This is a genomic window from Ruegeria sp. HKCCD7628, from assembly GCF_057221005.1.
In genome coordinates this window covers 85974-112158 of the sequence record NZ_JBWVBA010000002.1, presented here as the reverse complement: position 1 = coordinate 112158, position 26185 = coordinate 85974, and the positions used below count along the sequence as shown (strand labels likewise).

Here is a 26185-nt window from a genome sequence, read left to right as displayed (position 1 = left end):
GATGGTTCAAACGCCAAAAATCGGGGCACTGGCCGTCGTCATACACGACGCGCAGGTTCTGCTTGTGCAACGCAGCAAACAGCCAGACGCCGGATTGTGGGGCTTTCCCGGGGGTCATGTGGAATGGGGCGAAACGGTTCTGCAAGCCGCACAACGCGAATTGCATGAGGAAACCTCGGTCACGGCGAAGCCTCTGCATTATCTGGACAATCTGGATCTGTTGCGACGGGACTCGCACGGTGCTGTAGTGTCGCATTATCTTTTGGTTGGTGTGGTGTGCGCATACCAGTCCGGGCAGCCTGTTGCAGGCGACGATGCGTTGGATGCGCGTTGGTTTCCCTTGGAACAGATACGGCGCGGTGACCTGCCCATGAGCAATCGGGTCAATGATCTATTGGCGACGGCGCTGCGCCGAAACTAGGCCGAGCGGGCCTTGAGACGTGCGAAAAACAGGCCAGACGCGGCGATGCTGAGCACAAGAATGACAACCGCTCCCGCAACAAATGCGCCCAGCCCCATTTGCAGAGCTACGAGGCCGTCCGCAGACCCATAAAGCCCAGATAATATACCCAAAGGCGCACCCGTAATGACCGGGAGCACCATGGTTATGCCGAACCAGACCAGCAACGCTGTACCGGTGGTGGCAAGAGCGCCCTGCACCACCCGGTGAGGCGCGCGCACCGCGCGCCGCATAGCCGTGATCGGACGCGACAGGTCGTTCAGAATGCCCAACAGCGCCGGCACCAGAACCAGTACCAAAATCATCCCGAAGGCCAGGCCATAGACCAGAGTAATCACCGTCGGCTTGAGGAATTGCGCTTGTTGCGACCCCTCATACAGCAACGGGGTCAGGCCAAGAACAGTCGTCAGCGTTGTCAGCATAACCGGACGCAATCGGTCTGCGGTTCCTTCGATGATAGACGGCACCAGCCCTCGATCCTGCTGATAAGCATCAATCGTCGTCACCAAAACGATCGAGTCGTTGATGATAATCCCGGTCATCCCCAGCAGCCCTACAACGGTGAACATGCTCAGTGGCACCTCCCAGATGTAGTGGCCCCAGATCGTTCCAACCAACCCAAACGGAATAATCGCCATAACGACCAGAGGTCGCGTCCAACTGGCAAAGACCCAAGCCAGAACAAGATAGATGCCGGTCAGACACAGGATCAGACCGGTGCGGGCCTCGGACAAAAACTCATCCTCCTGCTCGCTCAAACCCGCCATGGTCCATTCGACCTGACGTTTGGCGGCGATGTCGGGTAGAATTTCCTCGCTCATCGCGCGGTTTATCTCTTCGGCGCGGGTGGGGTCGTCTTCCGCGATGTCGCCATTGACCGAGATGACCCGCAGGCCGTTTTCACGGCGGACAGTAGAAAACCCTGACTTGCGCTGAACTGATACGATATCGGCCAGCGGCACATACACGCCATCCGGAGTCCGCATCAGTGTGCGTTCCAGGAAATCGGCAGTCAGCTCGTCTTCGGGCAATTCGACCCGGATTTCAGCGCTTCGGGGACCGTCGGGGAAGGTCGCGGCCTCAATCCCGTTCAAACGATCGCGCAACACAAGGCCAAGTGTTTCAATCCGGAAGCCCAGTGCTTGTCCCTGCGCCGTCAGATCCAGAATGAACTCTTCCTTGTCATAGGCAAGATTATCCTCCAGCGCCGAGACTTCGGGGTATTTCGAAAGCTCGGCCTGCAGGTCTTCGGATGCGGCCTTAAGCGTGTCTACGTCTGCCCCATAAAACTGCACGTCAATCGCATCACCGCCCGGCCCCGAACGCCAGCCACGGAAACTGAGCAATTCGACCTTGGGATGACGCGGGACGAAATCCTGCAATTCGCCAACGAATTCAAAACTGGAATAAGGGCGCAGATCGGCATCGATCAACTCGATCGAGATGCCGCCGAGAAGATCTTCGTCCTTGCCATCCGCCGCAGACAGTCCGCGGCCTGCCGATCCGCCAATCTCGGACAAGACATAGTCAATAGGATTGCGCCCATGGCGTTCTTCGTAAATTTGCCCCAATTCGTCCACGGCAGTCTGCAGCTGGCGCATCATGGCCAGCGTGTCCTGACGCGTCGCGCCTTCTGCCATGATGAAATTGCCGGTGACCGAACCACGCTCGGGCGCATTGAAGAATCGCCAGTTCACATCACCTTTGATGAACAGCGCCGCCTGACTTGCCAGGATCAGGATCATCAGTGCCACAACGACATAACGCGCCCAGATGACCCATGCGATGAATGGGCGGAACAACTGATCGCGCACCCAGCGGAACCCGCGATTGACGACCCGGTTAGGCCAATCATACCAGTGTTCTTTCGCGGAATGTGCAATGGCGTGGGCCATATGATTCGGCAGGATCAAAAAACACTCGATCAACGAGGCGATCAGAACCGCAATCACAGTGAAAGGTATGTCCCGGATCAACTCACCGAACCGACCGCCAATCGCAGTCAAACCGAAAAAGGCAATGACCGTTGTCAGGGTCGCGGCAAAAACCGGCATCGCCATGCGCCGCGCCGCGCTTTCAGCTGCCACCATCGGGGCCTCGCCCAAGCGACGAGCACGGAAATCGGCATGTTCACCGACAACAATTGCGTCGTCCACAACGATACCCAGCGTGATGATCAGACCAAACAGCGACACCATGTTGATCGACAACCCGCCAATATACATGAAAGCAATCGCCGCAGACATCGCCACCGGGATCCCCGCCGCCACCCAGAAAGCGATACGCGCATTCAGGAACAGAAACAGCAGACACACAACCAGCCCCAGGCCCATGAGGCCATTGTCAATCAGGATGTCCAGCCTGTCGGTGATCGCCTGCGCGCGGGTTCGGATCAGCTCGACCGACACGCCTGCAGGCAGGCTGGCCTGCATCTCGGCTACGACCTCCTCGACAGTGCCCTGAATCTCGATCGCGTCCCCTAGGTTCGAGCGATCCACCCGCACTGACATCGCTGGATCTTCACCTACGAAATAGCTGCGAATTCGGTCAACGCCCTCAAGGCGGATCTGCGCCACGTCGCCGATCAGCAACTTGGACCCGTCAGGGAAATTGCGCAGCGGGATGCCTTCGATTTCCTCAGGTGTTCGCTTCTCGGTGCCGGTGCGAATGCGGGCATTGGCGCCCGTAACATCCCCGGCGGGGTTAGCCGTGGCTTCGGCCGCAACGGCGGTCGCGATCTCGGACAGTGTGATATCGTTGGCAATCAACTGCGCGGTCGGAACCTCGACCACCACGCGCGGTGCAGCCAGCCCCCGGATGGTCGTCCGTGTAACACCCACGGCAAACAGGCGGTTGATCAGTTCATCGGTGAATTTGGCAAGCTGATCCGGGGCAACAGGCCCGGTTACCACCACATCCGTTACACGGTCCCGCCACGCACCGCGTCGGATCGTAGGCTCTTCGGCATCTTCTGGCAGGTTGGTCACGCCATCAACAGCTGTTCTGACTTCTTCTACTGCGCGGGACATGTCCCAATTCGGCTCGAATTCCAGCCGAATACTGGTCCGCCCCTCGCGCGAGGTCGCCTCGGTACTGGAAACGCCCTCAACCGCCAGCAGCGCAGGCTCAAGCGCCTGAACGATGCCATTGTCCACATCCTCGGGGCCCGCTCCTTCCCACACGACGTCGACGTCAACACGTTCAAGGATGACGTCTGGAAAGAACTGCGCCCGCATGTTGGGCAAAGCCGCCACACCCAGCACCAGCAAAACCAGCAGCAACAGGTTCGCCACTGTGCGATGCCGGGTGAAATAGCTGAGTATACCGCTTGCCGCGCCGGGGATCTCGCGCATCATAGCGGTTAACCTCCGGCCCGGTTTTCAATGCGACGCACCAGAGATGCCGGAACTTTCGCCTCGCTGAGCTGCCCCAGGACGCGGTCTTTCATATCCTTCGGCATCTTGTCGCTGGCCTCAACCTGCGCGACAAGCTGCGCGCGCTGCTCGTCCGACAGCTCGACCAAATCGGGTTCAGCCCCGGCATTGGCTTCGATCCGCAAGGGGCGGACACGAACACCAGCACCCAGCAACGGCGTGCGCCCGATGACAACCTCGCGGCCGTCCAGACCTTTACCCCGCAACAAAACCTCGTCTCCCTGACGACGGATCAGTTCGACCGGCAAAGCTTCGAGCCGGTCATCCGTGCCGAGCACCAGAACCGTGCCAACCGCATCCAGAACCGAAGATGGCAGCCGCACTACATTGTCCAATGGCTGTTCCTGCACGGTCACTGTCACGAAGTCACCGGGTTTGAAACCCGACGTGTTGTCCATCCGCGCATAAAGCAAGCGCCCCGTTTGCCCCTCGCCGGCTGATCCACTATCGCGGCTTATTCGACCAGTAGCGGACAGATCAGTGCCCGTGACCTCAAGCGAGACCGTGACAGGTGCGTTGATCAGATCGCCCTCGGCATCCAGCAAACGCACGAATTGCGCGGTCGAAACGCGGAACGCGACTTCAAGCGCATTCGGATCGACCAGTTCTGCCAGTTTTTCATTGGCGGATACCAAACGGCCTTCGACCAGCGTTACATCCGTCAATGTCCCGCCAAAACGGGCGCGGACGGTCATGTCCTCCAAATCACGTTCGGCGGCCTCAAGCGCGATACGGGCGCGTGACAATAAAGTTGTGGCTTGATCCACCCGCGACTCGGCCTGCGCCAAGGCGATCCGGCGGGCCAGAACGGCCTGCTGCGCTGCAGCTTCGGCCAATTCGGCTTCTTCTACCGATGCCGCGGCGCCAACACCCCGGCTTTGCAGGTCTTTTTGCCGTTGCATGGCACGCCCACGCAGCTCTGCCTGTGCCTCGGCCGAGTTCAACTCATCCTGAGCAAGCAACAAAGACCGCTCGGCGTCGCGTTCTTCGAATTGGGCATCCAGCAGATCTGACTTGGCCCGATCCAGCGCCGATTGCGCATCGGCGGGGTCCAGTTCGACCAAAACCTCGTCGGCACTAACGGAACCGCCATCCTCGAAGTCATCCGACAGAGACACTACGCGCCCGCCTAGTGCCGCGCGCAGTTCCAAGCGTCTGCGGCTTTGTACTTCACCAAATGCCTCGAGATAGGGTGTCACGGTTTCCAATTCGGCTGGACGAACCGTAACAGCAAAAATACGTTCACGCGCCTGCGGGGCCGCGTCTTCACGCGTCAACAAATCCTGAACCGCGCCCGCAATAATCTGGGCGGCCGCAAACAAGAGAGCCAGCGTCAAAGACGCTAGAAACACCCCGACAAGGCTTTGCCTCAGAAAACGCATATTGCACTTACCCCGGTTGCATCAGGCTACCTGCCGCAAAAGGTAGCTGTGCGGTCAAAAATGCCAAGCCACAAAGCGGTTATGAACAGTTGAACGTGCGACCAGTCTACTTCCGTCGCAGATGTTCGTCCAATCTTGGCATTATTTCCACGAAATTGCAGGGACGGTGGCGGTAGTCGAACTGCTTTTCAAGAATCGCGTCCCAAGCATCCTTGCAGGCGCCAGGGCTGCCGGGCAACGCGAACAGATAGGTGCCGCCGGCCACGCCCCCCGTGGCGCGGGATTGAACGGCCGAAGTGCCGATCTTCTCCATCGACACGATCGTGAACACTGTTCCGAAGGCTTCGATCTCTTTCTCATAGACGTCCCGATGCGCCTCGACCGATACATCGCGCCCGGTCAGACCAGTGCCACCGGTCGAGATCACAACGTCGATATCAGGATTGGCGACCCAATCGCGCAACTGATCAGCAATCTGAGCGCGCTCATCGCGGATGATCTTGCGGTCCGCCACCAAATGACCTGCCTTTTCGATTCGCTCCACCAGTGTCTGCCCCGAGCGGTCCTCGTCCAGCGAGCGGGTGTCCGAGACGGTCAGAACCGCGATCCGTACCGGAATGAAGTCTTTGGTTTCGTCGATGCGTGACATCTTGCGTCAAGCCCTTTCCATAATGGCAAGCCGGATGGCGAGGGCGGTGAAAATCCCTCCTGTCACCCAGCCCATGATACGCGAGGCGCGCGGGTTCGAGATCAGAACCTTGCCCGCGCCACCGGCAAACACCCCGACCAGCCCATTCACCACGAACCCACCCAGCGCGATCACCACGCCAAAGATCAGGAATTGCGGTAGGATCGGGCCAAGGGCCGGATTTACGAATTGCGGGATAAAGGCCAGCACGAACAGAATGACCTTGGGATTGGTCAGGTTCACCACCATGCCATCCCTGAAAGCGTGATGTGCGGGTCTGGCGGGTGTGTCTGCAGATATAGCCCCGTTTCGGATCGCGCCCCAGGCCAGATACAGCAGATAGGCCACGCCCATCCAGCGGATCACGTCAAACAGCCACGGCAGCGCCGCCACCGCAGCCCCCAGCCCCAGCCCGGCCAGAAGAACATGCACCATCAGCCCGACCGAGACGCCAGCGCTGGCCACCAAGGCCGGTTTAGACCCCGATTTCAGACCCTGCCCGAAACAGAACATCATATCCGCGCCCGGCGTGAAGTTCAGCGCCAAAGCCGCCGGTATGAAAGCCAGTAAGGTGACAGTTTCAATCATGCCGCACCCTCAAACCAATTCACGCGCGGCCCTAGATTGGCGATCTGAGTGCGACCCAGCGTACCGCGATATCCCCAACTGTCGTGGATATGCCCGTGCAACGACAACTGTGGCTGTAGCCGCTCAATAGCGTCACGCACGGCGGTAGATCCTACCGCATCACCGGTCGACGTCACATCTCCATAGCCTTTGGGCGGAGAATGCGCGATCAGGATGTCAGTCCCATCGCAGCGGTCCAGCAGCTCGGTCGCCTCGGCCTCGGTCAGGTCGCAGGACCAGTCTCCGAACGGTGTGAGCGGCACGCCGTAACCCAGACCGAACAGGCGCAGGCCGTCTATCGTCATGCCCGAGCCGTGCAGGACATGGACACCCTGCGGCGCGGCTTGTGTTAACTCCTCGGCGCTTTCGGCATTGCCGGGTACCAAAACCAAAGGCGAGGCGATGCTGGACAGCATCTCCATCGCTTCGTCCAAACCTTGCCGCATCTTGCAGAAATCCCCGGCGCCAATCACAAAATCAGCTTCTGCGCTAGCTGTAACCAGTTGGTTGGCGTGGTTGCGGGACATATGCAGGTCAGAAAAGGCCAGAATGCGCATTACTTGCCCTCCAACCGGGCTTTCAGCTCCAGCAAATCGGCCCAGGCTTGCCGTTTGGCCTGTGGCTGGCGCAGCAGATAGGCGGGGTGGAACATAGGGATCACCGGTAGGTTCATCGCCTGATCCCAGTGACCGCGCAGTCGGGTTATACCGCGTTTGCCCAGCACCGCCTGACAGCTGATATTGCCCATGACCACCAGAACCTCGGGCTTGGCCAAGGCCACGTGCCGTTCCAAAAACGGCTTCATCATCCCGATCTCTTCGGGCTTGGGATCCCGGTTTTGCGGAGGCCGCCATGGCAGCACATTGGTAATGTAGACGTTCTTTTGACGATCCAGATCAATCGCGGCTAACATCCGGTCCAATAACTGACCCGCGCGGCCGACAAAGGGTTTACCTTCGCGATCTTCCTCGCGACCCGGAGCCTCGCCGATGATCATCACTCGCGCCCCCGGCGTGCCATCGGCAAACACCAACTGCCGCGCACCGCGTTTCAGCTCGCAATGGTCAAACGCCTCCATGGTCGCGCGCAATTGATCCAGCGATCCCGCGCCTTGAGCCGCAGCCTTGGCCACCGCAGCCGGATCGACCTGTTTGGGTTTGTCCGGCGCCGCCTGTGCCACGGGTTTCTTGGCCTTGGGTCCAGTGTCGGGCAACGCGTAGCGGTCTATCGGCGCATCCCCGATAGACTCGGTCGCGCCCAGTTCGATCTGCCAGTCCAAAAGGGCCCGCGCCGTGTGATAATCCAAAGCCGATTCCATGCCTCACAATCTAACCAGCTTTTGACCGAGGGAAAGCGAATAGCACTTGATCGACCCGGCAACCGGGCAGACCATGGCACTATTCATGCCGAGCCTTATTCGATTCTTTCTGGTCATCTTGCTGCTGATCCCCGTCAGTACCTCTGGCTTTGCGCAGGTGAACGACCGTTTCGGCGTTCAGAACCGAGGCATCCAAGATCGCAACGGCTTCCAACAGCGCAACCGTATCCAGAACCAATGCCGCGCGGGGCAACTCAGATGTGGACGGAATTGCTGCCCCGTTGGACAGCGCTGCAGTTTTGACGGAAACTGCATCCCGCCCGGTGGCACCTATTGCGGCGGCGGCTTTTCCTGCGGTCCATTTGAACGCTGCGTCGGCAATCGCAGATGTGCCCCAAAGGGCGAAAACAAGTGCCGGTCCAGTCTGGACTGCCCCAGCGGCACCGCCTGCAACGGGCGTGGCGAATGCGAAGCGATCCAGCTGGAATTCACTCTGCCCCGGCCAAAATGCGACGATGGCCGCACCTGCGCCAGCGGCACAAGCTGCCTGCCCGGCGGTGGATGCACCCGCCCCGGCTGGTTCCTGTGCGAAGAGACCGGATCACAATGTCGGCAGGGTTTCAAATGCTCGACCAATCAGGGCTGCGTCCCGGTCAAAGCGGTCGATTGCGGCAATGCCAAATGGTGCAGACCCGGCGAGCGATGCCTGCCCGAAGGCGGATGTGAGAAACTGCCCGAAGGCTCTGAACCATAGGTTGCTTTAGCCCCCACAGGTTTCTATAAGCGGCTCGATTGTCAGACAGGAGCCCGCCCATGCGTTTCGCCCATCGTCACCTTCTTGGCATCGAGCATCTGTCGCAGTCCGATATCACCGCCATTCTGGATCTGGCCGAAAAGTATGTCGACCTGAACCGCCAATCGACCAAGCATTCCGACGTGCTGTCGGGGCTGACGCAGATCAACATGTTCTTTGAGAACTCGACCCGCACACAGGCCAGCTTTGAGCTGGCAGGCAAACGGCTTGGCGCGGATGTGATGAACATGGCGATGCAGGCCAGCTCGATCAAAAAGGGAGAAACCCTGATCGACACGGCGATGACGCTGAATGCGATGCACCCCGATCTGCTGGTGGTGCGGCACCCGCATTCCGGCGCGGTGGACCTGCTGGCGCAAAAGGTGAATTGCGCCGTGCTGAATGCGGGCGACGGCAAGCACGAACACCCCACGCAGGCGCTGCTGGACGCGTTGACCATCCGCCGCGCCAAGGGTCGTTTGCACCGTCTGAACATCGCGATTTGCGGGGACGTAGCGCATTCGCGTGTGGCACGGTCGAACCTGATCCTGCTGGGTAAGATGGAAAACCGTATCCGCCTGATCGGCCCGCCGACGTTGGTGCCCTCGACCTTTGCCGAGTTCGGGGCCGAGATCTACGACGACATGAACGAGGGCCTTCAAGACGTCGACGTCGTCATGATGCTGCGCCTTCAGAAAGAGCGGATGGATGGCGGGTTCATCCCCTCGGAGCGCGAATATTACCACCGCTACGGGTTGGATGCGGCGAAACTGGCGCTGGCCAAGCCCGACGCGATCGTCATGCATCCCGGCCCGATGAACCGCGGCGTGGAAATCGACGGCACGCTGGCCGATGACATCAACCGATCCGTCATTCAGGAACAGGTGGAGATGGGCGTCGCCGTCCGCATGGCCGCGATGGAACTACTAGCCCGCAACCTGCGCGAGGCCGCATGAGCGACCTGACCGTTGCCCCCCATGAACGCGGTGTGATCCGCCTGTTCACGCTGGACATGCGCCCCGAAGAGGCCAAGTTCCTGCGCGAACCCGGTGCCGCCGATCAGGTTCTTGGGGTCGATGGTCTGGATATCGGGCAGATCGATATCTTTCCGGTCTCGGACCTCGAAGACCTCGGGCTCTATGGATATTTGCATGAAGGCGGCGGTGTGTCCGAGGATCAGCTAAACCGCACAATGCTGGATGCTATCGAAGGCTGGGTTATGGCCGTCCGCAGCGCAGCTTTTCGCGGCCAAGCCGCGACACTGAACCCCGACCCACGGGTACGCCTGTTGGGCCTTTTCACCGAGGAAGCAACAAACTGGACCGGCGGCGTGCTCGAGACCGAAAGCGCCAAGCCCTTCTCGGCGCCCCAGAACCCCGTAGAAAACAACGCACCGCGCCGCATCGGGTCCGCGATCCTGGCGGTGATCGCACTGCTTATTGTCGGAGGCACCCTTTGGCTGATCCTATAGTCTTCACGCCGCATCGAAATGCCTATATCCAGACCAACCTGACCCTTGCTGCCATCGCGATGGCCGGGGCGATGATCGTGTTGTGGCTGGTCGGAAACCCTTATGTCTGGACCGGCGCGCCTGCGGGTCTGGCCGCCATCGGGTTTCGCGCGTGGTATCTGGCCTCGGAAGAGCTGACAAACACGTGGGAGATGTCGGACACCACCCTCACCGGCCCCGGCCCACGCACTATTGCCCTGGACCAGATCGAGGCCGTCAACACGATGGGCAGCTTCGTGCAGGTCGTCACCAAAAGCGGCGACAAGCACCTGATCAAGTACCAAGCCGACCCCGCCGCCACCAAAGCAGCCATCGAAAGGGCCATGGGATGAGCGACGACTGGTGGCGCAAGAAAATACCCGACACTGAACAGGTGCTTTGGCATGGGCGGCCTTACCAGGGGTACTTTCCTCCGCGCCTGAGATGGGCATATGGCATTCTAATTGCCTGCCTTGCGCTCGGTTGGATTGCCAGCCCTTGGCTCGCGGAGACTTTGCGCGACTATTGGAAGCTTATTGGATGCACGCTGCTGCTGGCGTTTTTCATGTGGTGGGAACGGTTAATCCGCATGCGGCGCGTCTATGTTGTGACCAATCGCAACGCCTGGTGGATCAGCGAGATATTTAGAGCAAAATCCTTGTCCATTAATCCCGACCTGAAATTCTATCGCAACGGACACAACATCGTGTTTTCGCAACTGCGTTTCCTGGTATTCGAATACCTCCCCGCCCCTGACACCGCCATGGAAGCCCTGACCAAAGCCCGAGAGGCCCAGACATGACCGCCCAGATTTTCACCAATGCCCGACTGATCGACCCCGAGGCGGGAACGGACGCCCTCGGTTGGCTTCTGATTGCAGACGGCAAGATAAAAGACCACGGCAAAGGCGCAGCCCCTACAACGGACGCGCAGATGATCGATTGCGGCAGACAGTGCCTCGCCCCCGGCATCGTGGATATCGGCGTCAAGGTCTGCGAGCCAGGCGAACGGCATAAAGAAAGCTATAAATCTGCAGGTCTGGCCGCCGCTGCCGGAGGTGTGACCACCATCGTCACCCGACCTGACACCAGCCCAGCGATCGACACGCCGGAAACACTTGAATTCGTTACCCGCCGCGCACAAGCAGATGCGCCGGTGAATGTTCTGCCAATGGCAGCGCTGACCAAAGGGCGCGAGGGTCGCGAGATGACCGAGATCGGCTTTCTGCAAGACGCAGGCGCCGTGGCCTTCACCGATTGCGACCACATGATCGCCAACACCAAGGTATTTTCCCGTGCTCTGACCTATGCGAAATCCTGCGGGGCACTGGTGATTGCGCATCCGCAGGAGCCCGGCCTCAGCGCCGGAGCGGCCGCTACCAGCGGCAAGTTCGCCTCGCTGCGTGGTTTACCTGCCGTTTCGCCCATGGCTGAGCGCATGGGTTTGGACCGTGATATCGCCCTGCTGGAAACGACCCGGGCCAAATACCATGCCGATCAGATCACTACCGCCCGCGCCCTGCCCGCGCTGGAACGCGCCAAACGCAACGGGTTGGACATCACCGCAGGCACATCGATCCACCACCTGACGCTGAACGAGTTGGACGTGGCCGACTATCGCACCTTCTTCAAGGTGAAACCGCCTCTGCGGTCCGAGGATGACCGGCAGGCGGTAATCGAGGCGGTGCGGACCGGACTGATTGATACAATCAGTTCCATGCACACGCCGCAGGACGAAGAAAGTAAACGTCTGCCTTTTGAAGAAGCGGCCTCGGGGGCGGTTGCACTGGAAACGCTGTTGCCTGCCGCACTGCGCCTTTACCATGCCGAACAGCTTGATCTTCCGACCCTGTTCCGGGCGATGGCTTTGAACCCGGCAAAACGGCTGGGGTTGGACAGTGGGCGTCTGGCCCCGGGCGCACCCGCCGATTTGGTCCTGTTCGACCCGGATGTGCCTTTTGTGCTGGATCGTTTCAGCCTGAAATCGAAATCGCAGAACACACCGTTTGACGGCCAGCGCATGCAGGGTAAGGTCACCGCAACCTACGTCGCAGGTCAAGAAATCTACCGGAGACCCTGATGCCCCCGTTCGACAGTTCCATGGCCCAACTTATCCTCTGGGCTGCAGTGGGTTACCTGATGGGGTCTATCCCTTTTGGCATGATTGTCGCCAAAGTCATGGGGCTCGGCAACCTGCGCAATATCGGATCGGGCAATATTGGCGCCACAAACGTGCTGCGCACCGGGAACAAGCGCGCCGCCGCGCTGACGCTGATATTTGACGCCGCAAAAGGCGCAATGGCCGTCCTGCTGGCCCGGATCGTGGCTGGCGAAGACGCTGCACAAATCGCTGCGCTGGCCGCCTTTTTGGGTCACTGCTTTCCAGTGTGGCTTGGCTTCAAGGGCGGCAAAGGTGTTGCAACCTTCCTTGGGCTATGGCTGATGCTGGACTGGCGGGTCGGCGTTGCCTGTTGCCTGACATGGCTGTTTGCCGCAGCAGTCTGGCGAATCTCGTCTTTGGCAGCGCTGAGCGCTGCCGCGATGTCGACGATATGGGTGATGTTTCTGACCAATGGCACGGCGTTTGGATTGGGTGTGGCCCTGACCTTGCTGGTCTACTGGCGCCACGGGGCAAATATCGCCCGCATCCGGGCCGGAACGGAACCCAAAATCGGAAAGTCTTGACCGCGCTGGCGCCGTTCCTGGCGGCGATTTTTCGCATCCCGCTTGGAACGTCAACTGGGCGCAGCCACGGGCGTCGCTATGTCGTGAGCCGAACCGCGCTGGCAGGCGGCAAGTCCATAAAGCTGGTAGCACACGAGCTTGGCGGGACCGATTACATCAGCCTGAACCTGTACATGACGGCAAATAGTGGTGCATTGCTGCGCTCGTGTGAGATGCCGGCTGATAAAGTGATTGAATTCGTTGTTGGTTTTGCGTCCGATTCCTAAGCTCTACTCTGCATAATTGCACAAAACCTATTCTATTACGCACAATCACAATTGATTGTTTTGAACGTGATCACAGCATTACCCACTTCGGTGTCGTGACGGCCAATTACCGACCGCACGGAACAAAATCGAAAGGGCCACTCAGGCACAATTCAGGGTGTCGTCCGGTGGCTCAATTCACGAAAGGTGAAAACCATGAACAAGATCAAATCCCTCATCGGCGGCGTTGCGCTGTCTGTTGCAGTTGCAAGCACGGCGATGGCCGCAGGCGTTGACCTGAACGCAAGCTCGACCGGTCTGGCGCTGCAGGGTTATGACCCAGTTGCCTATTTCACCGTTGGCGAAGCCACCAAGGGCGACTACCGCATCACCACGCTGCACAATGACGCTCTGTACCGCTTTGCAAACGAAGAAAACAAAGTCGCGTTTGAAGAAAACCCCGAAGCGTACCTGCCCGCATATGGCGGCTACTGCGCATTCGGCACCGCGATGGGTTTCAAGTTTGACGGCGACCCGAACTACTGGAAAATTGTTGACAACAAGCTGTACCTGAACCTGTCGGCCGACATTCAGGAACGCTGGGAAGGCGACATCCCGGGCTTTAACGAGCGTGCGGACGCCAACTGGAAAGACATTGCCGACAAAACTCCGGCAGAACTGCAGGCGCAATAATCCGCCTACGCACTCCAACACAACGGCGGCAGAGCATTCTGCCGCCGTTTTTCTTTTGTTTTCAATTCACTCGCACACTTTCCCTAACCGCCTCTGCTTCGGATTGTCCGGAATGCCCGTGCTGCGGATGCCCGCGTCGACCTCGCGCTTTAACTCGTGAATGATCCAGCCTCTCGCCCAAACGTATTCAAGTATGTGAGCGCACGATCATCCGTGGGTCGGCACAAAAAACCAATTTGAGGGAAAGGAACACAATATGAATAAACGTCTTTTAGCAGCAACAGGCATTGCATTTCTGGCCGCAGGATCCGCTGTTGCGCAGTCTTCTGGCAACTGGACGGGCTTCTACGGCGGTCTGCAGGTTGGTTATGCCGATATCGACACCAACGTCTCTGGCATCGACGGAGACGGCGCGATCGGCGGCATCATTCTGGGTTATGATTACGATCTGGGGGATTGGGTCGTAGGTGGCGGCTTCGACTATGACTGGACCGATGTTGATCTGGGTGGCGCGGCCACGGTCGAGGATGTCTGGCGCATCAAGGCCCGTGCGGGCTACAAGGTCACGTCAGTGGGTTTGCTTTATGGCATCGGCGGATATGCCGAGGCTGGTACCGACAATCTGAGCAGCGATAATGGTTGGTTTATCGGTGCTGGTTACGAACAAATCGTGGCACCCAACGTCAGCATTGGCGGTGAAATCCTGTATCACGAGTTCAACGATTTCAATTCATCCGGCGTTGATGTTGACGCCACGACCTTTCAGGCCCGTGCGGCCTATCGGTTTTGATTTAACGCCTCCAAAAACGGTCCCGGCACAGGTCGGGACCTTGCCAGACTACAGCTCCAAGACCGTACTTCCTGTCGTCTGACGGGCTTCAAGCGCGCGGTGGGCGTCGGCGACCTGTTCAAGCGGAAAGCGCTGGTCGATGTGGATTTTCACCTCATTCCCCTGCACCTTGTTGAACAGGCGCCGCGCCATGGCCTGACAGACGGCGTGATCAGCGGTGTGAGTAAACAAAGTCGGTCGCGTGATCTTGAGCGAGCCTTTCTTGGCCAGAATGGCTATATCCATCAACGGTACCGGCCCCGAAGCATTGCCAAAGGAAATCATCATACCCAGTGGTTTCAGGCATTCCAAAGACCCGGCAAATGTCTGCGCACCAATCGAATCCATCACCGCATCGACGCCCTTGCCACCTGTGATCTCGGCGACCCGCTCGGCAAAATTCTCGGTCCGGTAATTGATGCAATGTGTCGCCCCGTTGAACTGAGCCAGACTGCATTTTTCATCCGTTCCAGCCGTACCGATCAGCTTGATCCCCTCGGATTTGGCCCATTGGCACGCAATCAGCCCGACACCACCGGCGGCGGCGTGGAACAGAACGGTGTCACCTCGTTTCAGCGGGGTCGTGCGGTGAAACAAATACTCGACAGTCATCCCTTTAAGCATCATGGCCGCAGCCGCATCAAACGAGATATCATCAGGCAAAGGGCAAACCTGTGCGGCCGGCATCACGCGCGCCTCGCAATAAGCACCAGAGGGGTTAGCCGCGTAGGCTGCGCGTTGGCCCGGTTGCAGATGGGTGACGCCTTCGCCCACCGCTTCGATCACCCCAGACGCCTCCATTCCCAATGCGTGCGGCAAGTCCATCGGATAGAGGCCCGTCCGCTGATAGACATCAATGAAGTTCAACCCACAGGCTTGATGACGAATGCGAACTTCGCCCGGTCCAGGATCGCCTATCGGACGGTCTTCGATCTTCAGAACCTCGGGGCCGCCGTGTTCGTGAATGACGACGGTACGTGCCGTTTGCTGCATACTCACCTCCTGTAACCTGGGGCCAAGCTAACACGCCTGCGATCCAGAGCAATCGGCACAAGCAGGTCCAAGGCGACCCAAACGCAAAAAATTATGCTATACTGGTGCTTGAGCGTTGCCGGCTGGTCCGGCCAAAGGCAACTCGTACCGGATCATCTCTGCGGCGCTGATAGGCAAATGCGAGGGGATGACGATGGTCAGGACGATAGGAAATCCGATCAGCTGGGCGGCCCAAACGCTGGGAGCCACCAGTGATCATGTTGCAGAGAGCGTCACCGGAATTGGTGGCGCTGGGACACCCAAAATGCCCAAGGTTCAGACGCTGAGTTTTAGTGACCTCTGGGCGTGTCTGCGAGCGGGCTCGGAAGACTTTATGGAAACCCGCGCAGATGCGGTCTTCGTTGTATTGATCTACCCTCTGGCGGGCTTGCTGATGTTCGGGTTCGGCCTGAACCGAAATATGATACCTTTACTGGCCCCCCTGATCGCAGGTTTCGCATTGATCGGGCCTGTGGCGGCCGTCGGTCTTTATGAAATCAGCCGAAAACGCGAGCAAGGGGCCGAAGCCCATTGGCTGGATGCACTTGGTGTATTCCGGTCACCCTCGTTCGGGGCCATTTTGACACTGGGCTTCTATCTGGTGGCGCTTTTGCTGATCTGGTTGATGGTCGCGCAGAGCATTTATGTTCAGACATTGGGTCCTGATCTGCCGACCTCGTTCAGCACCTTCTTAACCCAGGTTTTCACAACAAAGGCAGGCTGGGTCATGATCCTGTCTGGCATCTTGGTCGGGTTCTTCTTCGCCCTTGTCGCATTGGCCACAAGCGTGATCAGCTTCCCCCTGCTTCTTGACCGCAAAGTCGGGGTGCCGCTCGCCGTAGTGACATCGGTTCGCGTTCTGCGGCACAACCCATCGGTCATCCTGACCTGGGGTCTGGTTGTGTCCAGTGCGTTGATACTGGGCGCGATCCCGATGTTACTGGGGTTGATTGTTGTCATTCCGGTTCTGGGCCACGCCACATGGCACCTGTATCGCTGCGCCGTGACCTGAACCGGAAGACGGTGCCTAGCCGCCGATCTTAAGAACGATCTTGCCGATATGACCCGAGCTTTCCATCCGCGCGTGGGCCGCTGAGGCCTCGGCCATGTCAAACTCGCTGTCCATCACCGGGGCAATCTTGCCCGAATCCAGTAGCGGCCAGACCGCCTCGCGCAGGTCTTGGGCGATTTTGGCCTTGGCCAGATCGGATTGCGGACGCAAGGTGCTACCGGTCAGGGTCAAGCGTTTCACCATCATCATGGCAAAGTTCAGCTCGACCTTGGGGCCCTGCAGGAAGGCGATTTGAACCAGCCGCCCATCCTCGGCCAGAGCTTTGACGTTGCGCGGGATATAGTCACCGCCCACCATATCGAGGATCAGGTTCGCCCCGCCCTCGGCCCGCATGGTGGATACGAAATCCTCATCCCGGTAATTAATCGCCTTCTCGGCCCCCAGTTTCTCGCAAGCGGCGCATTTCTCGGCCGATCCGGCAGTGGCAAAGACCCGTGCGCCGAACGCATTTGCAAGCTGGATCGCCGTTGTTCCGATCCCGCTGGAGCCGCCGTGAACCAAAAATCGCTCGCCCGCTTTCAGACCGCCGCGTGTGAAGACATTGGACCAGACGGTAAAGAAGGTCTCGGGCAGACACGCGGCCTCTTTCAGGCCCATCCCCTCTGGCACCGGCAAGCAATGGGCAGAGGGCGTGGCAACGTATTCGGCATAGCCGCCGCCGGGCAACAAGGCGCAAACCTGGTCACCAACTGAAAGCCCTCGAACGCCGGAACCTAGGGCCACGACCTCACCCGATGCCTCAAGCCCCGGCAGATCGCTGGCACCCGGAGGAGGATCATACGCACCCGCCCGCTGCAGCGCATCCGGACGGTTTACCCCGGCATAGGCCACCTTTAGCACCACCTGACCCGCAGCAGGTTCAGGCACGGATCGGTCCGTTATCTGCAGAACCTCGGGCCCGCCGGGTTTGGTGATTTCTACAGCGCGCATTGTCTGGGTCATGGGCAATTCTCCTTTGCCCAATGCCTAACAGGCGAAAACGGAAAGGCCCAGACGCTTACTTGCGCGGGTTCAGCATTCCCGGCAGATCAGCCCGCATCTTCATCGGAGCTTTAACCTGACCTGCCAACCAATTCGGCACCGCAAGAAAGGGCTTGAACAGTGGGTTGCCATTGACCTGCGCCTTGAGCTTTTCGAACTGCATGACGTTGTCGATGCGGCGGTCCAGAAACTCCCACGTTCTCTGTTGGTCAGGCGAATCATCCCCCAGCCAGAACAGCACGGTCGAGGAATAGACCCCCGACAACGTCGCCCGCTTGGTGTACCAGTTCACATCGTCCGATGTATCGCCAAGCGTGTCCCAGATCAGATCGCAGGTCTGCCACATCGCCTTGGCCCCATCAGCCGCGTGCATCGGCAAAGAAAACAACGTCATCCCACGACGCACAAGTTCCTTGTCCTCTACCGCCTGAAGACGGAACCGGACAGCAGCAGCAATCCGGTCACGGAATTTCAGATCGCTCAGATCTTCGGTTTTCAGACGCTCTGCCATCGCCGCGTCCCCGCGGGCATGAAAAGCCAGGGCCATATCAACCGCACCACGAGGACAGATCGACCGTGCCAACGTTTCATCAATACCGCAGTCACTGATGGCCATGCGAAAGCTGGTTTCCGACCAGCCATCAAACGGCACATGGGCCAGCATAGCGTCCAAAAGCTGGGTTTTGGCGTCTTCGTAGGATATGGTCATGGCGGTTCTCCGGGTTCTGGCACCAGTACTAGACAAGTTAGAGCGGCTTTGCTATACGGCCACCTCCTGCAATTTCCTTGCAACTCTATCTAGAAAGGTGGTGACAACCACATGCAGGTTAGTGTTCGCGACAATAACGTCGATCAGGCGCTTCGTGCCCTGAAGAAAAAGCTGCAGCGCGAAGGCGTGTTCCGTGAAATGAAGCTCAAGCAACATTTCGAGAAACCGTCCGAGAAAAAAGCGCGCGAGAAAGCTGAAGCGATCCGCCGTGCCCGTAAACTGGCACGTAAGAAAGCACAGCGCGAAGGTTTGCTCTAAGCACCTGATGCTCGTCCAGCTTTGGATGACACTATTTGACGACCCCCGAGGCCCCGCCCGGGGGTTTGTCGTTTTTTAAGAGGGATTTCGCCAGTCCCGCCTCTTAGCGATCGCAACAACTCGCCGAGACATTGATCTGCCATTTTCTCGGCGTTATCCAGCGCGGCGAATCTCTGTTTCGGAGCGCCCTCCCGCCGAAATGCGCCGATCTTTCCGACCTCACTGTTCATGTCTTTTGCCGGCTCTCTAAGTGGGTCCGTCCATTCGGACACAACAACTTAAGGAGGCAAAAATGTCTGCAGCAAGTCAAGTAGAACGGGAAATGCTGGCGTTGATCAACCAAGAGCGTACGTCCCATGGCTTGGACCCATTACAGCTTGAAACGCAGCTCAACGATTCGTCGGAAGATCACAGCAGCTGGATGCTCGATACGGACACGTTCAGCCACACCGGGTCAGGCGGATCAAGCGCCACCCAGCGGATGCAGGCGGTCGGGTTCGATCTTGAAGGCAGTTGGCGAACTGGCGAGAATATAGCCTGGCAATCGGAACGCGGCGCGCCAGGGATCAGCGACGACGTGGCGCAACTGCACCAAGGCCTGATGAACAGCCCCGGTCATCGCGCGAATATTCTGAACCCCGATTTCAAATACATCGGCATCGGTATCGAGACCGGCGATATGCAGGGATCTGACGCCGTGATCGTCACGCAGAACTTTGCCACAACTGATGCGGCAGTCATGCTGGACAGCGGCGGCACAGCCATGGCGCCTACCCCACCTGCAGAACCAGACCCCGCACAACCCGATACTGATGTGACCGAGACCGAAGACCCGGTCACCGAACAGCCGGACACTGACGTCACAGAAACTGACAATCCTTCTCCGGAGCAGCCGGATACTGACCTTACCGAAACCGACGACTCAGCCTCGGAGCAGCCGGGTACTGACGTCACCGACAACGGCGATCCGGCCCCTGAACAGCCGGACACCGAAGACGCTGATGCAGATTGCTTCGATGTTGCGGCTTTTCTTGCTGAACTAGACGCATTCATTCAGCAGCTAAAAGAAGATTTCGATCAATTCGCGTGGAATGATGACGACATGACCCCGCCTGAGACCCAGGGCGACATGGATTTCGTCATAGTAGATGAGTCAGCCCCGGTTGCAGACGAACCAATCTGTCCCGAGATGACGTCTGGCGGAGCCGAAGACTTCTTTTCGCTCACCTTCGTCAACGTCGATTGCATGATGGACGCGGCCTGACGCGCCAACCTGATGCGAAGCAGATCGCTGCTTCGCATCCTTTCGGACCGATCAGTATATTTTTGGCACGTGCAATTCGTCTGGCAGAACACGGCGTTCGTATTCCGGGTTGTACTTGCGATCCGGCAGGTTGACCTTTTCCTGCGGTACATCCGTGTAGGGGATCTTGGTCAACAGGTGTTCGATACAGTTCAGACGCTCGCGCTTTTTGTCATTGCCTTCGACGATATACCATGGCGCTTCCGGAATGTTGGTGCGGAACAGCATGTCTTCTTTGGCCTTAGTGTAGGCCTCCCACCGGATACGAGATTCCAGATCCATCGGCGACAGCTTCCACTGCTTCATCGGATCGTGGATGCGCATGAGGAACCGCAACTGCTGCTCTTCATCGGTGATCGAGAACCAGTATTTCAGCAAAATGATGCCCGAACGTACCAGCATCCGTTCAAATTCGGGAACGTCCTGAAAGAACTGTTCAACCTGATCTTCGGTCGCAAAGCCCATGACCCGTTCGACACCCGCGCGATTGTACCATGACCGGTCGAACAGCACGATTTCGCCCGCTGCAGGCAGGTGCGGAACGTATCGCTGGAAATACCACTGGCTTTGTTCCCGACGGCTTGGCGCGGGCAGAGCAACGACACGCGCAACCCGTGGGTTCAGGCGCTGCGTGATCCGCTTGATCACGCCCCCCTTGCCCGCGCTGTCGCGACCTTCGAACAGGATACAAACCTTGGCCCCGGTATGCTGCACCCAATCCTGCACTTTGATCAACTCGGCCTGAAGACGCAGCAGGTTCCGGAAATAGACCTTGCGGTCCAGCATCTCGGGGTGCTGATCCTTGTAGATCTTGCGGATTTCCATCGACAACATGGGCTCGCTGAACTCGATCTCGAAATCTTCGTCCAGCGTGTCTTCCAGCTCGGCCTCAAGCCAGTCTTTCGAGGCGTCGTTATATTCGTCAGCCAAGGTCTGCTCCTTACAAATTCCCGGGTTCGGACCGTATCGGGCGCATGTTACCGCCTGATGTCATCGGATGAATTGATGAAGGTCTTTTCCTAAGCGTAACAGCTTACGGCGACAAGATCACTGTGACGCAAATCCGCAGCCCGTTCACTGTTGAACTGTCTTGCCAGAACGCGCCCAACCACGGCATCAAGGCGCAAACAGAACTGCAAAGGCGCGACTTTGACCTATTTTTTCGCATTGCTGCCCACGATCTGGCCGTGGCTTTTGCTGATCACCGCCATGGTCAGCACCGTGTCAGGCAAACAGGTTTTGGGTATAGGACTATTGGGGGTTTTCGGAGCGGTCTCGCTGACATTGGGGCTGGTTACGCCGATCGCCGCAGGGGTGGTCACTGTCGGTTTTGCAGGCGCGTTGATGCTGCGCAACCTGTCCGGGATGTGGGCCGCGCTTGGCCATGTTACACTCGTCATATGGTGCATCGCGCTCGGGGCGCATCTGGTCCCGGGATTTCACAACCCTCTGGTCCTTGATCAGGTTCAATCTGGCCCTTTAAGTCGCGATTTCACGATGTACTTGAACCTGGACAAGCCCATGGTGCTGTTCACCGTGGCTTTGGCGTGGCCCAGCATGATTGGTGGGGCTGTGGCACTGCGCAAATTCCCGTTGGCAGTTGGTTTCGCCTTGCTGCCTGCGCTGTTGGCAGTGGGTTCTGCCGTCAATGCCATCCGTCTCGAGATCAGCCTGCCCCATTGGTGGGTGATCTTCGTGCTGTCCAATCTCTTCCTGACCTGCCTGACGGAAGAGGTGTTTTTTCGCGGTTATTTGCAATCGTTGATATCTTCCCGTTTTGGCGCGGGTCTGGGGATAGCTGCTGCAAGCCTTCTGTTTGGTTTGGTTCACGTCGGCGGAGGACCGGCATTGGCAGGTTTCGCAGCTATTCTGGGCGCGGCTTGCGGGCTGGGTTATTATGCAACTGGGCGTCTGTGGGTTCCTGTCCTCATGCATTTCGGCTTCAACGCCGCGCACCTGGTACTGTTCACCTATCCCGGACCGGCCTGATCAAACCGGTAAGGCCGTGGTTTTGAACACGGTTCGGAGCGCAAACGAACTTTGCATCTGCGCCACTCCGGGTAGTCGCGACAAGTATTGCCGATGGATGCGGGCAAAGTCCTCGGTGTTTTCGGCGACGACTTTTAGGATGTAGTCCGCCGTTCCCGCCATAAGGTGACACTCCAAAACATCCGGAATTCGGGCAACGGCCTTTTCGAAGGCATCCAGAACCTCTTCGGCCTGTCCTTGCAATGTGATCTCGACAAAGACGGTCGTCGGCACGTTCATCTTGCGTGCATCCAACAGAGCAACGTAGTTGCGAATAAAGCCCTCGGATTCCAGCCGTTGCACCCGTCTGTGGCAGGCCGAAGGCGACAAATTGGCCTGTTCGGACAGTTCTGCATTCGACATCCGGCCGTTTCGTTGCAATGCCGCCAGAATCTTTCGATCCGTCGTATCAATGGCCATCTGCGCAATCCTTTTGCAAGTTTGGGTCAAAATACCGAAAATTTTTCGGAATTAAAGCGTTCACACGGGCAGAGTTTCACAGAAATTGCGCGCAAAGTTGCCCATTATTTAAGCAGTTTACAAACGGAGAGACCAAATGAAGATCGGTTGCCCCAAAGAAATCAAACCGCAGGAGTTCCGCGTCGGAATGACCCCGAACGCTGCGCAAGAAGCGGTCGCGCGCGGCCACGAGGTGATCATTGAAACCGGAGCCGGTCAGGGCTCGGGTTTTGACAATGCCGACTACGTCGCAGCCGGAGCGCGCATTGTCGACACCGCAGCCGAAGTTTTCGCCACTGCCGACATGATCGTCAAAGTCAAAGAACCGCAGGCAGGCGAACGCAAGATGCTGCGCGAGGGACAGCTGCTGTTTACCTATCTGCACCTTGCCCCGGACCCAGACCAGACCCATGACCTGCTTGCTTCGGGTTGTACGGCTATCGCGTACGAGACTGTAACGGACGCCAATGGGGGGCTGCCTTTGCTTGCACCCATGTCCGAGGTTGCAGGTCGCCTCGCCCCGCAGGTCGGGTCGTGGACCCTGCAGAAGGCCAATGGCGGGCGCGGTGTTCTGATGGGCGGCGTTCCCGGAGTTGGTCCGGCGAAAGTTGTTGTCATTGGCGGTGGTGTCGTGGGAACACATGCAGCCAAGATCGCCGCGGGGATGGGGGCAGACGTGACGGTTCTTGACCGGTCGCTGCCGCGCCTGCGCTATCTGGATGACGTGTTTGGCGGGACGTTCAAGAACCAATACTCGACAGCCGGCGCAACGGCCGAGCTGATCCAATCCGCCGACATGGTGATCGGCGCGGTGCTGATCCCCGGTGCGGCTGCGCCAAAGCTGGTGACCCGCGCGCAACTTTCTACCATGAAACCCGGAGCAGTCCTTGTCGACGTTGCGATCGATCAGGGTGGGTGTTTTGAGACGTCGAAAGCGACGACCCATGCCGAACCGATCTATGATGTTGATGGCATCATGCACTATTGCGTCGCCAACATGCCCGGAGCTGTCGCCCGTACATCGACCATCGCGCTTGGCAACGCCACCATGCCCTTCATGCTGGCGTTGGCCGACAAAGGCTGGAAACAGGCCTGTCAGGACGACCCTCATCTGATGGCCGGACTGAACGTACATGCGGGTAAGCTGACCTACTACGCCGTCGGCAAAGCTCTTGGGATCGACGTGGTGTCCCCCAACGTCGTCATCAAGGCCTAAGATACTCCCGCCCCTGAAAGCGCACTCTGACGAGTGCGTTTACAGCGTTGGGCGCAGCGCCGCGCTGATCGCGCGGCGCGGTCGAACCTCTGACCAACGTTGCAACAAACGAAAAGGCGCCGCGCGATCAGCGCGGCGCTGGGCCCAACCGGAAAAAGGCATTTCAATGCCCGTATGACGGGCGGGAGCGTTACGCCTGTTTTTGGATCTCGACCGAATGCGGATAGGGAATCGAGACACCCTTGGCATCGAACGCTTCTTTAACGGCTTTCGTGATTTCAAACCTCACGTCCCAATAATCTGCAGTGGCGCACCACAGCCGCGCCGTCAGATCAACCGAGCTGTCGCCCAGATTGGTCACGCGCACCCAAGGCTCGGGATCGTTGTGAATACGCTCATCGGCCTTGGCCACATCCAGAATGATCTGCATCGCCTGATCTGCGCTGTCGCCGTAATCAATCCCGAAAACCAGGTCCACGCGTCGCGTGTCATGTGCCGAGTAGTTGGTGATAACCGTTCCCCATGCCTGACCGTTTGGCACGATGATCTGCACATTATCCGGCGTTACCAATTCGGTCGTGAACAGGTTCAGGTCTTGCACTGTCCCTGCAGTACCGCCGATATCCACATACTGACCCAGCTTGTAAGGCCGGAACACCACCAGCATCACGCCCGCCGCCAGATCGCTGAGCGTCCCTTGCAGCGCCAGACCGATGGCCAGTGATGCCGCACCCAAAATGGCAACAATACTTGTGGCCTCAATCCCGAAAATCCCTAGAACGGCAACCAGAACCATCGCCAGGATAGCCCATTTCACTAGGCTGGCCATAAAGTTGCCTAGGGTCGGGTCAATCTGCGGGGTGGCGTTAATGCGCCGGCGCACCATACCGCCTATCGCACCGGCCACGATCCAGCCCAAAATCAGAACAATCAGTGCCTTGACTGCATTCATGATAAGCGGAGCAAACGCCCCTACCTGAGTTACGACCTCGTCCACGCGCTTCTCCTTCTGCTAGCTATGCAAAACCCGCGACACGCGCGCGGGATGCACAAGATTGTGAGCGAGAATACCGCTCTGGTCTAGGTGCGGAATGAACCGGTTTTCCCCTCTGTTGTGAAATGCACAAGAACTGACCAGGAATGCACAGGTGCTCTACTGGTAACACATTTGGCCAGTGCTTACTTCAATTCGGAACCGCATTCAGGAGCGCACCATGCTTGACACCTCAACTCATCCAATTACCTGCCGCTGGCCTGCCCAGACACCCGACAGGTTGCAGCTTTATTCCTATCCAACGCCAAACGGTGTCAAAGTTTCGATCATGCTGGAAGAGATCGGCATTCCCTATGAAGCGCATCTGGTCACGCTGGCGGATTCAGATGTTAAAAGCCCGGAGTTCCTGTCCCTGAATCCAAACAACAAAATTCCTGCGATTATTGACCCCAACGGCCCGGATGGCGAGGCTGTATCCCTGTTCGAGAGCGGCGCAATCCTGCTATATCTGGCAGAGAAAAGCGATCAGTTGATGGGCGCGACCGCAGCGGACAAAGCCCGCGTGACACAATGGCTGATGTTCCAGATGGGTGGTCTTGGCCCGATGTTCGGACAGCTTGGCTATTTCCACAAATTCGCCGGTAGCGAGATCGAAGACCCTCGCCCCCGCGAACGATACATCAACGAAGCTAAGCGCTTGCTTAATGTGCTAAACACACAGCTTGAAGGGCAGGAATGGATCGCGGGCAGCTATTCAATTGCCGATATCGCCATTGTACCGTGGCTGCGAGGCTTGGACTATTACGGTGTGAAAGAGCTGCTTGGATGGTCTGATTTCGCCAACCTTCAGCCATACGTGGACCGCTTTCTGGACCGCCCAGCGGTCCAGCGCGGATTGGTTATTCCTGCGACTAGCTAAGGCAGATCCGGGGCGAGGCATTGCCCCGCCCCATCTACCGCTATCCGGGCAGTTGCCCGGTCAGAACATAGCGCAGAACCTCGACTACCTGCGCCGGGTGCTCGGCCACGGCCAGAGCTGCGGCGTCGACCTCTTTCAGCGCGTGCTGATGGTCGGGGCCGTGCAGCACGATCAGGGACTTGCCCAGAGCGGCAGCGTACCCTGCGTCGAAGGCCGCATTCCACTGCTTGTATTTCTCGCCAAAGCGGACCACGACCACATCCGCATCCGCGATCCCCTTACGGGTGCGGATCGCGTTGATCATCGCGCCCTTGTGATCGTGCCAGTATTTGTTCGGCTCAGCCCCCAGAATGGCCACACCGCAATCGTCACTGGCCGCGTGGTCGGTCACCGGGCTGTTAAAGGTGATTTCCAGCCCCTGCGCGCCTTCGATGATCTGGTCGCGCCAATCGGTGTGAATCTCGCCCGAGAGGTAAACGTTCAGCATGTCTTGTTCCTCCTGAAATGAAAAA

30 protein-coding genes are annotated in these 26185 nt (G+C 58.5%); 17 read left to right on the top strand and 13 right to left on the bottom strand.

From position 1 onward, the window contains the following. Position 1 precedes the first annotated feature (1 nt). Positions 2-421 carry an NUDIX hydrolase gene (locus AC2TAD_RS06930; protein WP_480866797.1) on the top strand — a complete coding sequence of 140 codons (420 nt, stop codon included), beginning with the start codon at positions 2-4 and terminating at the stop codon, positions 419-421. On the opposite strand, the gene AC2TAD_RS06925 is transcribed toward AC2TAD_RS06930, so the two are convergent. The 6 genes from AC2TAD_RS06925 to AC2TAD_RS06900 all read right to left on the bottom strand — a co-directional run bounded on the left by AC2TAD_RS06925 (position 418) and on the right by AC2TAD_RS06900 (position 7909). After that, positions 418-3816: an efflux RND transporter permease subunit gene (locus AC2TAD_RS06925; protein ID WP_480866796.1), complete on the bottom strand. Its 3399-nt coding sequence runs from the start codon at positions 3814-3816 to the stop codon at positions 418-420. The two genes, AC2TAD_RS06930 and AC2TAD_RS06925, sit on opposite strands and share 4 nt — an antisense overlap. 5 nt (positions 3817-3821) lie before the next feature. Further along, on the bottom strand, positions 3822-5276 hold the full coding sequence (locus AC2TAD_RS06920) for an efflux RND transporter periplasmic adaptor subunit (RefSeq protein ID WP_480866794.1): 1455 nt from the start codon (positions 5274-5276) through the stop codon (positions 3822-3824). 106 nt (positions 5277-5382) lie between these two features. Next, positions 5383-5925 (bottom strand): molybdenum cofactor biosynthesis protein B, encoded by a 543-nt coding sequence (gene moaB / locus AC2TAD_RS06915; RefSeq protein WP_170353581.1) that lies wholly within the window; start codon positions 5923-5925, stop codon positions 5383-5385. Positions 5926-5931: 6 nt separating this feature from the next. Then, positions 5932-6552, bottom strand: coding sequence for a LysE family translocator (locus AC2TAD_RS06910; protein ID WP_480866792.1), 621 nt, complete (start codon positions 6550-6552; stop codon positions 5932-5934). Further along, positions 6549-7148 carry a metallophosphoesterase family protein gene (locus tag AC2TAD_RS06905; RefSeq protein ID WP_480866790.1) on the bottom strand — a complete coding sequence of 200 codons (600 nt, stop codon included), beginning with the start codon at positions 7146-7148 and terminating at the stop codon, positions 6549-6551. The genes AC2TAD_RS06910 and AC2TAD_RS06905 overlap by 4 nt, the downstream gene beginning before the upstream one ends. Then, complete coding sequence (locus AC2TAD_RS06900) at positions 7148-7909, bottom strand: uracil-DNA glycosylase (RefSeq protein ID WP_480866788.1); 762 nt, start codon at positions 7907-7909, stop codon at positions 7148-7150. The genes AC2TAD_RS06905 and AC2TAD_RS06900 overlap by 1 nt, the downstream gene beginning before the upstream one ends. A 73-nt stretch (positions 7910-7982) precedes the next feature. Between AC2TAD_RS06900 and AC2TAD_RS06895 the strand changes: the two genes are divergently transcribed. The 10 genes from AC2TAD_RS06895 to AC2TAD_RS06850 all read left to right on the top strand — a co-directional run bounded on the left by AC2TAD_RS06895 (position 7983) and on the right by AC2TAD_RS06850 (position 14603). Beyond that, positions 7983-8663, top strand: a complete 681-nt coding sequence (locus AC2TAD_RS06895; RefSeq protein ID WP_170751901.1) for a scavenger receptor class F, member 2 — start codon at positions 7983-7985, stop codon at positions 8661-8663. Positions 8664-8722: 59 nt separating this feature from the next. Continuing rightward, positions 8723-9658, top strand: coding sequence for an aspartate carbamoyltransferase catalytic subunit (locus AC2TAD_RS06890; protein ID WP_170751903.1), 936 nt, complete (start codon positions 8723-8725; stop codon positions 9656-9658). Continuing rightward, positions 9655-10173 carry a hypothetical protein gene (locus AC2TAD_RS06885; RefSeq protein WP_480866786.1) on the top strand — a complete coding sequence of 173 codons (519 nt, stop codon included), beginning with the start codon at positions 9655-9657 and terminating at the stop codon, positions 10171-10173. The genes AC2TAD_RS06890 and AC2TAD_RS06885 overlap by 4 nt, the downstream gene beginning before the upstream one ends. After that, on the top strand, positions 10158-10544 hold the full coding sequence (locus AC2TAD_RS06880) for a hypothetical protein (protein WP_480866785.1): 387 nt from the start codon (positions 10158-10160) through the stop codon (positions 10542-10544). The genes AC2TAD_RS06885 and AC2TAD_RS06880 overlap by 16 nt, the downstream gene beginning before the upstream one ends. After that, positions 10541-10993, top strand: a complete 453-nt coding sequence (locus AC2TAD_RS06875) for a hypothetical protein (RefSeq protein ID WP_480866783.1) — start codon at positions 10541-10543, stop codon at positions 10991-10993. The genes AC2TAD_RS06880 and AC2TAD_RS06875 overlap by 4 nt, the downstream gene beginning before the upstream one ends. Then, positions 10990-12270, top strand: a complete 1281-nt coding sequence (pyrC, locus tag AC2TAD_RS06870; protein ID WP_480866781.1) for a dihydroorotase — start codon at positions 10990-10992, stop codon at positions 12268-12270. The genes AC2TAD_RS06875 and pyrC overlap by 4 nt, the downstream gene beginning before the upstream one ends. After that, positions 12270-12875 carry a glycerol-3-phosphate 1-O-acyltransferase PlsY gene (plsY, locus tag AC2TAD_RS06865; protein WP_170353591.1) on the top strand — a complete coding sequence of 202 codons (606 nt, stop codon included), beginning with the start codon at positions 12270-12272 and terminating at the stop codon, positions 12873-12875. Before pyrC ends, plsY begins: the two co-directional genes overlap by 1 nt. Further along, entirely contained in the window at positions 12872-13141 is a 270-nt protein-coding gene (locus tag AC2TAD_RS06860; protein ID WP_480866779.1) for a hypothetical protein, read from the top strand. Before plsY ends, AC2TAD_RS06860 begins: the two co-directional genes overlap by 4 nt. A 195-nt stretch (positions 13142-13336) precedes the next feature. Continuing rightward, the gene (locus AC2TAD_RS06855) at positions 13337-13813 is read left to right on the top strand and encodes a YHS domain-containing (seleno)protein (protein ID WP_480866778.1); all 477 of its coding nucleotides are present in this window, start codon (positions 13337-13339) and stop codon (positions 13811-13813) included. A 256-nt stretch (positions 13814-14069) separates the two neighbouring features. Continuing rightward, positions 14070-14603, top strand: a complete 534-nt coding sequence (locus tag AC2TAD_RS06850; RefSeq protein ID WP_480866777.1) for an outer membrane protein — start codon at positions 14070-14072, stop codon at positions 14601-14603. A 48-nt stretch (positions 14604-14651) separates the two neighbouring features. Here AC2TAD_RS06850 and AC2TAD_RS06845 read toward each other — a convergent pair whose 3' ends face one another. Then, positions 14652-15635, bottom strand: coding sequence for a quinone oxidoreductase family protein (locus AC2TAD_RS06845; RefSeq protein WP_170353595.1), 984 nt, complete (start codon positions 15633-15635; stop codon positions 14652-14654). A gap of 193 nt (positions 15636-15828) precedes the next feature. Between AC2TAD_RS06845 and AC2TAD_RS06840 the strand changes: the two genes are divergently transcribed. After that, positions 15829-16686, top strand: coding sequence for a DUF2189 domain-containing protein (locus tag AC2TAD_RS06840; protein ID WP_480866775.1), 858 nt, complete (start codon positions 15829-15831; stop codon positions 16684-16686). A 15-nt stretch (positions 16687-16701) separates the two neighbouring features. Here AC2TAD_RS06840 and AC2TAD_RS06835 read toward each other — a convergent pair whose 3' ends face one another. Both AC2TAD_RS06835 and AC2TAD_RS06830 read right to left on the bottom strand, forming a co-directional pair. Beyond that, complete coding sequence (locus tag AC2TAD_RS06835) at positions 16702-17688, bottom strand: NAD(P)H-quinone oxidoreductase (RefSeq protein WP_480866773.1); 987 nt, start codon at positions 17686-17688, stop codon at positions 16702-16704. A gap of 55 nt (positions 17689-17743) precedes the next feature. Beyond that, the gene (locus AC2TAD_RS06830; RefSeq protein WP_170751920.1) at positions 17744-18436 is read right to left on the bottom strand and encodes a COQ9 family protein; all 693 of its coding nucleotides are present in this window, start codon (positions 18434-18436) and stop codon (positions 17744-17746) included. A gap of 111 nt (positions 18437-18547) precedes the next feature. Here AC2TAD_RS06830 and rpsU point away from each other — a divergent pair, with 111 nt between their 5' ends. Continuing rightward, positions 18548-18754 (top strand): 30S ribosomal protein S21, encoded by a 207-nt coding sequence (gene rpsU / locus AC2TAD_RS06825; protein WP_005614280.1) that lies wholly within the window; start codon positions 18548-18550, stop codon positions 18752-18754. 292 nt (positions 18755-19046) lie between these two features. After that, complete coding sequence (locus tag AC2TAD_RS06820) at positions 19047-20018, top strand: CAP domain-containing protein (protein ID WP_480866771.1); 972 nt, start codon at positions 19047-19049, stop codon at positions 20016-20018. A gap of 51 nt (positions 20019-20069) precedes the next feature. On the opposite strand, the gene ppk2 is transcribed toward AC2TAD_RS06820, so the two are convergent. Continuing rightward, entirely contained in the window at positions 20070-20987 is a 918-nt protein-coding gene (gene ppk2 / locus AC2TAD_RS06815) for a polyphosphate kinase 2 (RefSeq protein ID WP_170353600.1), read from the bottom strand. 219 nt (positions 20988-21206) lie between these two features. On the opposite strand from ppk2, the gene AC2TAD_RS06810 reads away from it, so the two are divergent. Continuing rightward, the gene (locus AC2TAD_RS06810; protein WP_480866770.1) at positions 21207-22046 is read left to right on the top strand and encodes a CPBP family intramembrane glutamic endopeptidase; all 840 of its coding nucleotides are present in this window, start codon (positions 21207-21209) and stop codon (positions 22044-22046) included. Here the strand turns inward: AC2TAD_RS06810 and AC2TAD_RS06805 are convergent, their stop codons facing one another. Next, on the bottom strand, positions 22047-22505 hold the full coding sequence (locus AC2TAD_RS06805) for an Lrp/AsnC family transcriptional regulator (protein ID WP_170353602.1): 459 nt from the start codon (positions 22503-22505) through the stop codon (positions 22047-22049). 136 nt (positions 22506-22641) lie between these two features. Here AC2TAD_RS06805 and ald point away from each other — a divergent pair, with 136 nt between their 5' ends. Continuing rightward, entirely contained in the window at positions 22642-23760 is a 1119-nt protein-coding gene (ald, locus tag AC2TAD_RS06800) for an alanine dehydrogenase (RefSeq protein WP_209195400.1), read from the top strand. A gap of 190 nt (positions 23761-23950) precedes the next feature. Here the strand turns inward: ald and AC2TAD_RS06795 are convergent, their stop codons facing one another. Continuing rightward, positions 23951-24712 carry a mechanosensitive ion channel family protein gene (locus AC2TAD_RS06795; RefSeq protein ID WP_174821823.1) on the bottom strand — a complete coding sequence of 254 codons (762 nt, stop codon included), beginning with the start codon at positions 24710-24712 and terminating at the stop codon, positions 23951-23953. A 262-nt stretch (positions 24713-24974) separates the two neighbouring features. Between AC2TAD_RS06795 and AC2TAD_RS06790 the strand changes: the two genes are divergently transcribed. Continuing rightward, a complete protein-coding gene (locus AC2TAD_RS06790; RefSeq protein WP_480866768.1) occupies positions 24975-25673 on the top strand; it encodes a glutathione S-transferase family protein in 699 nt (232 codons plus the stop codon). A 40-nt stretch (positions 25674-25713) separates the two neighbouring features. Here AC2TAD_RS06790 and AC2TAD_RS06785 read toward each other — a convergent pair whose 3' ends face one another. Then, positions 25714-26160 (bottom strand): YtoQ family protein, encoded by a 447-nt coding sequence (locus AC2TAD_RS06785; protein ID WP_480866766.1) that lies wholly within the window; start codon positions 26158-26160, stop codon positions 25714-25716. Positions 26161-26185 lie beyond the last annotated feature (25 nt).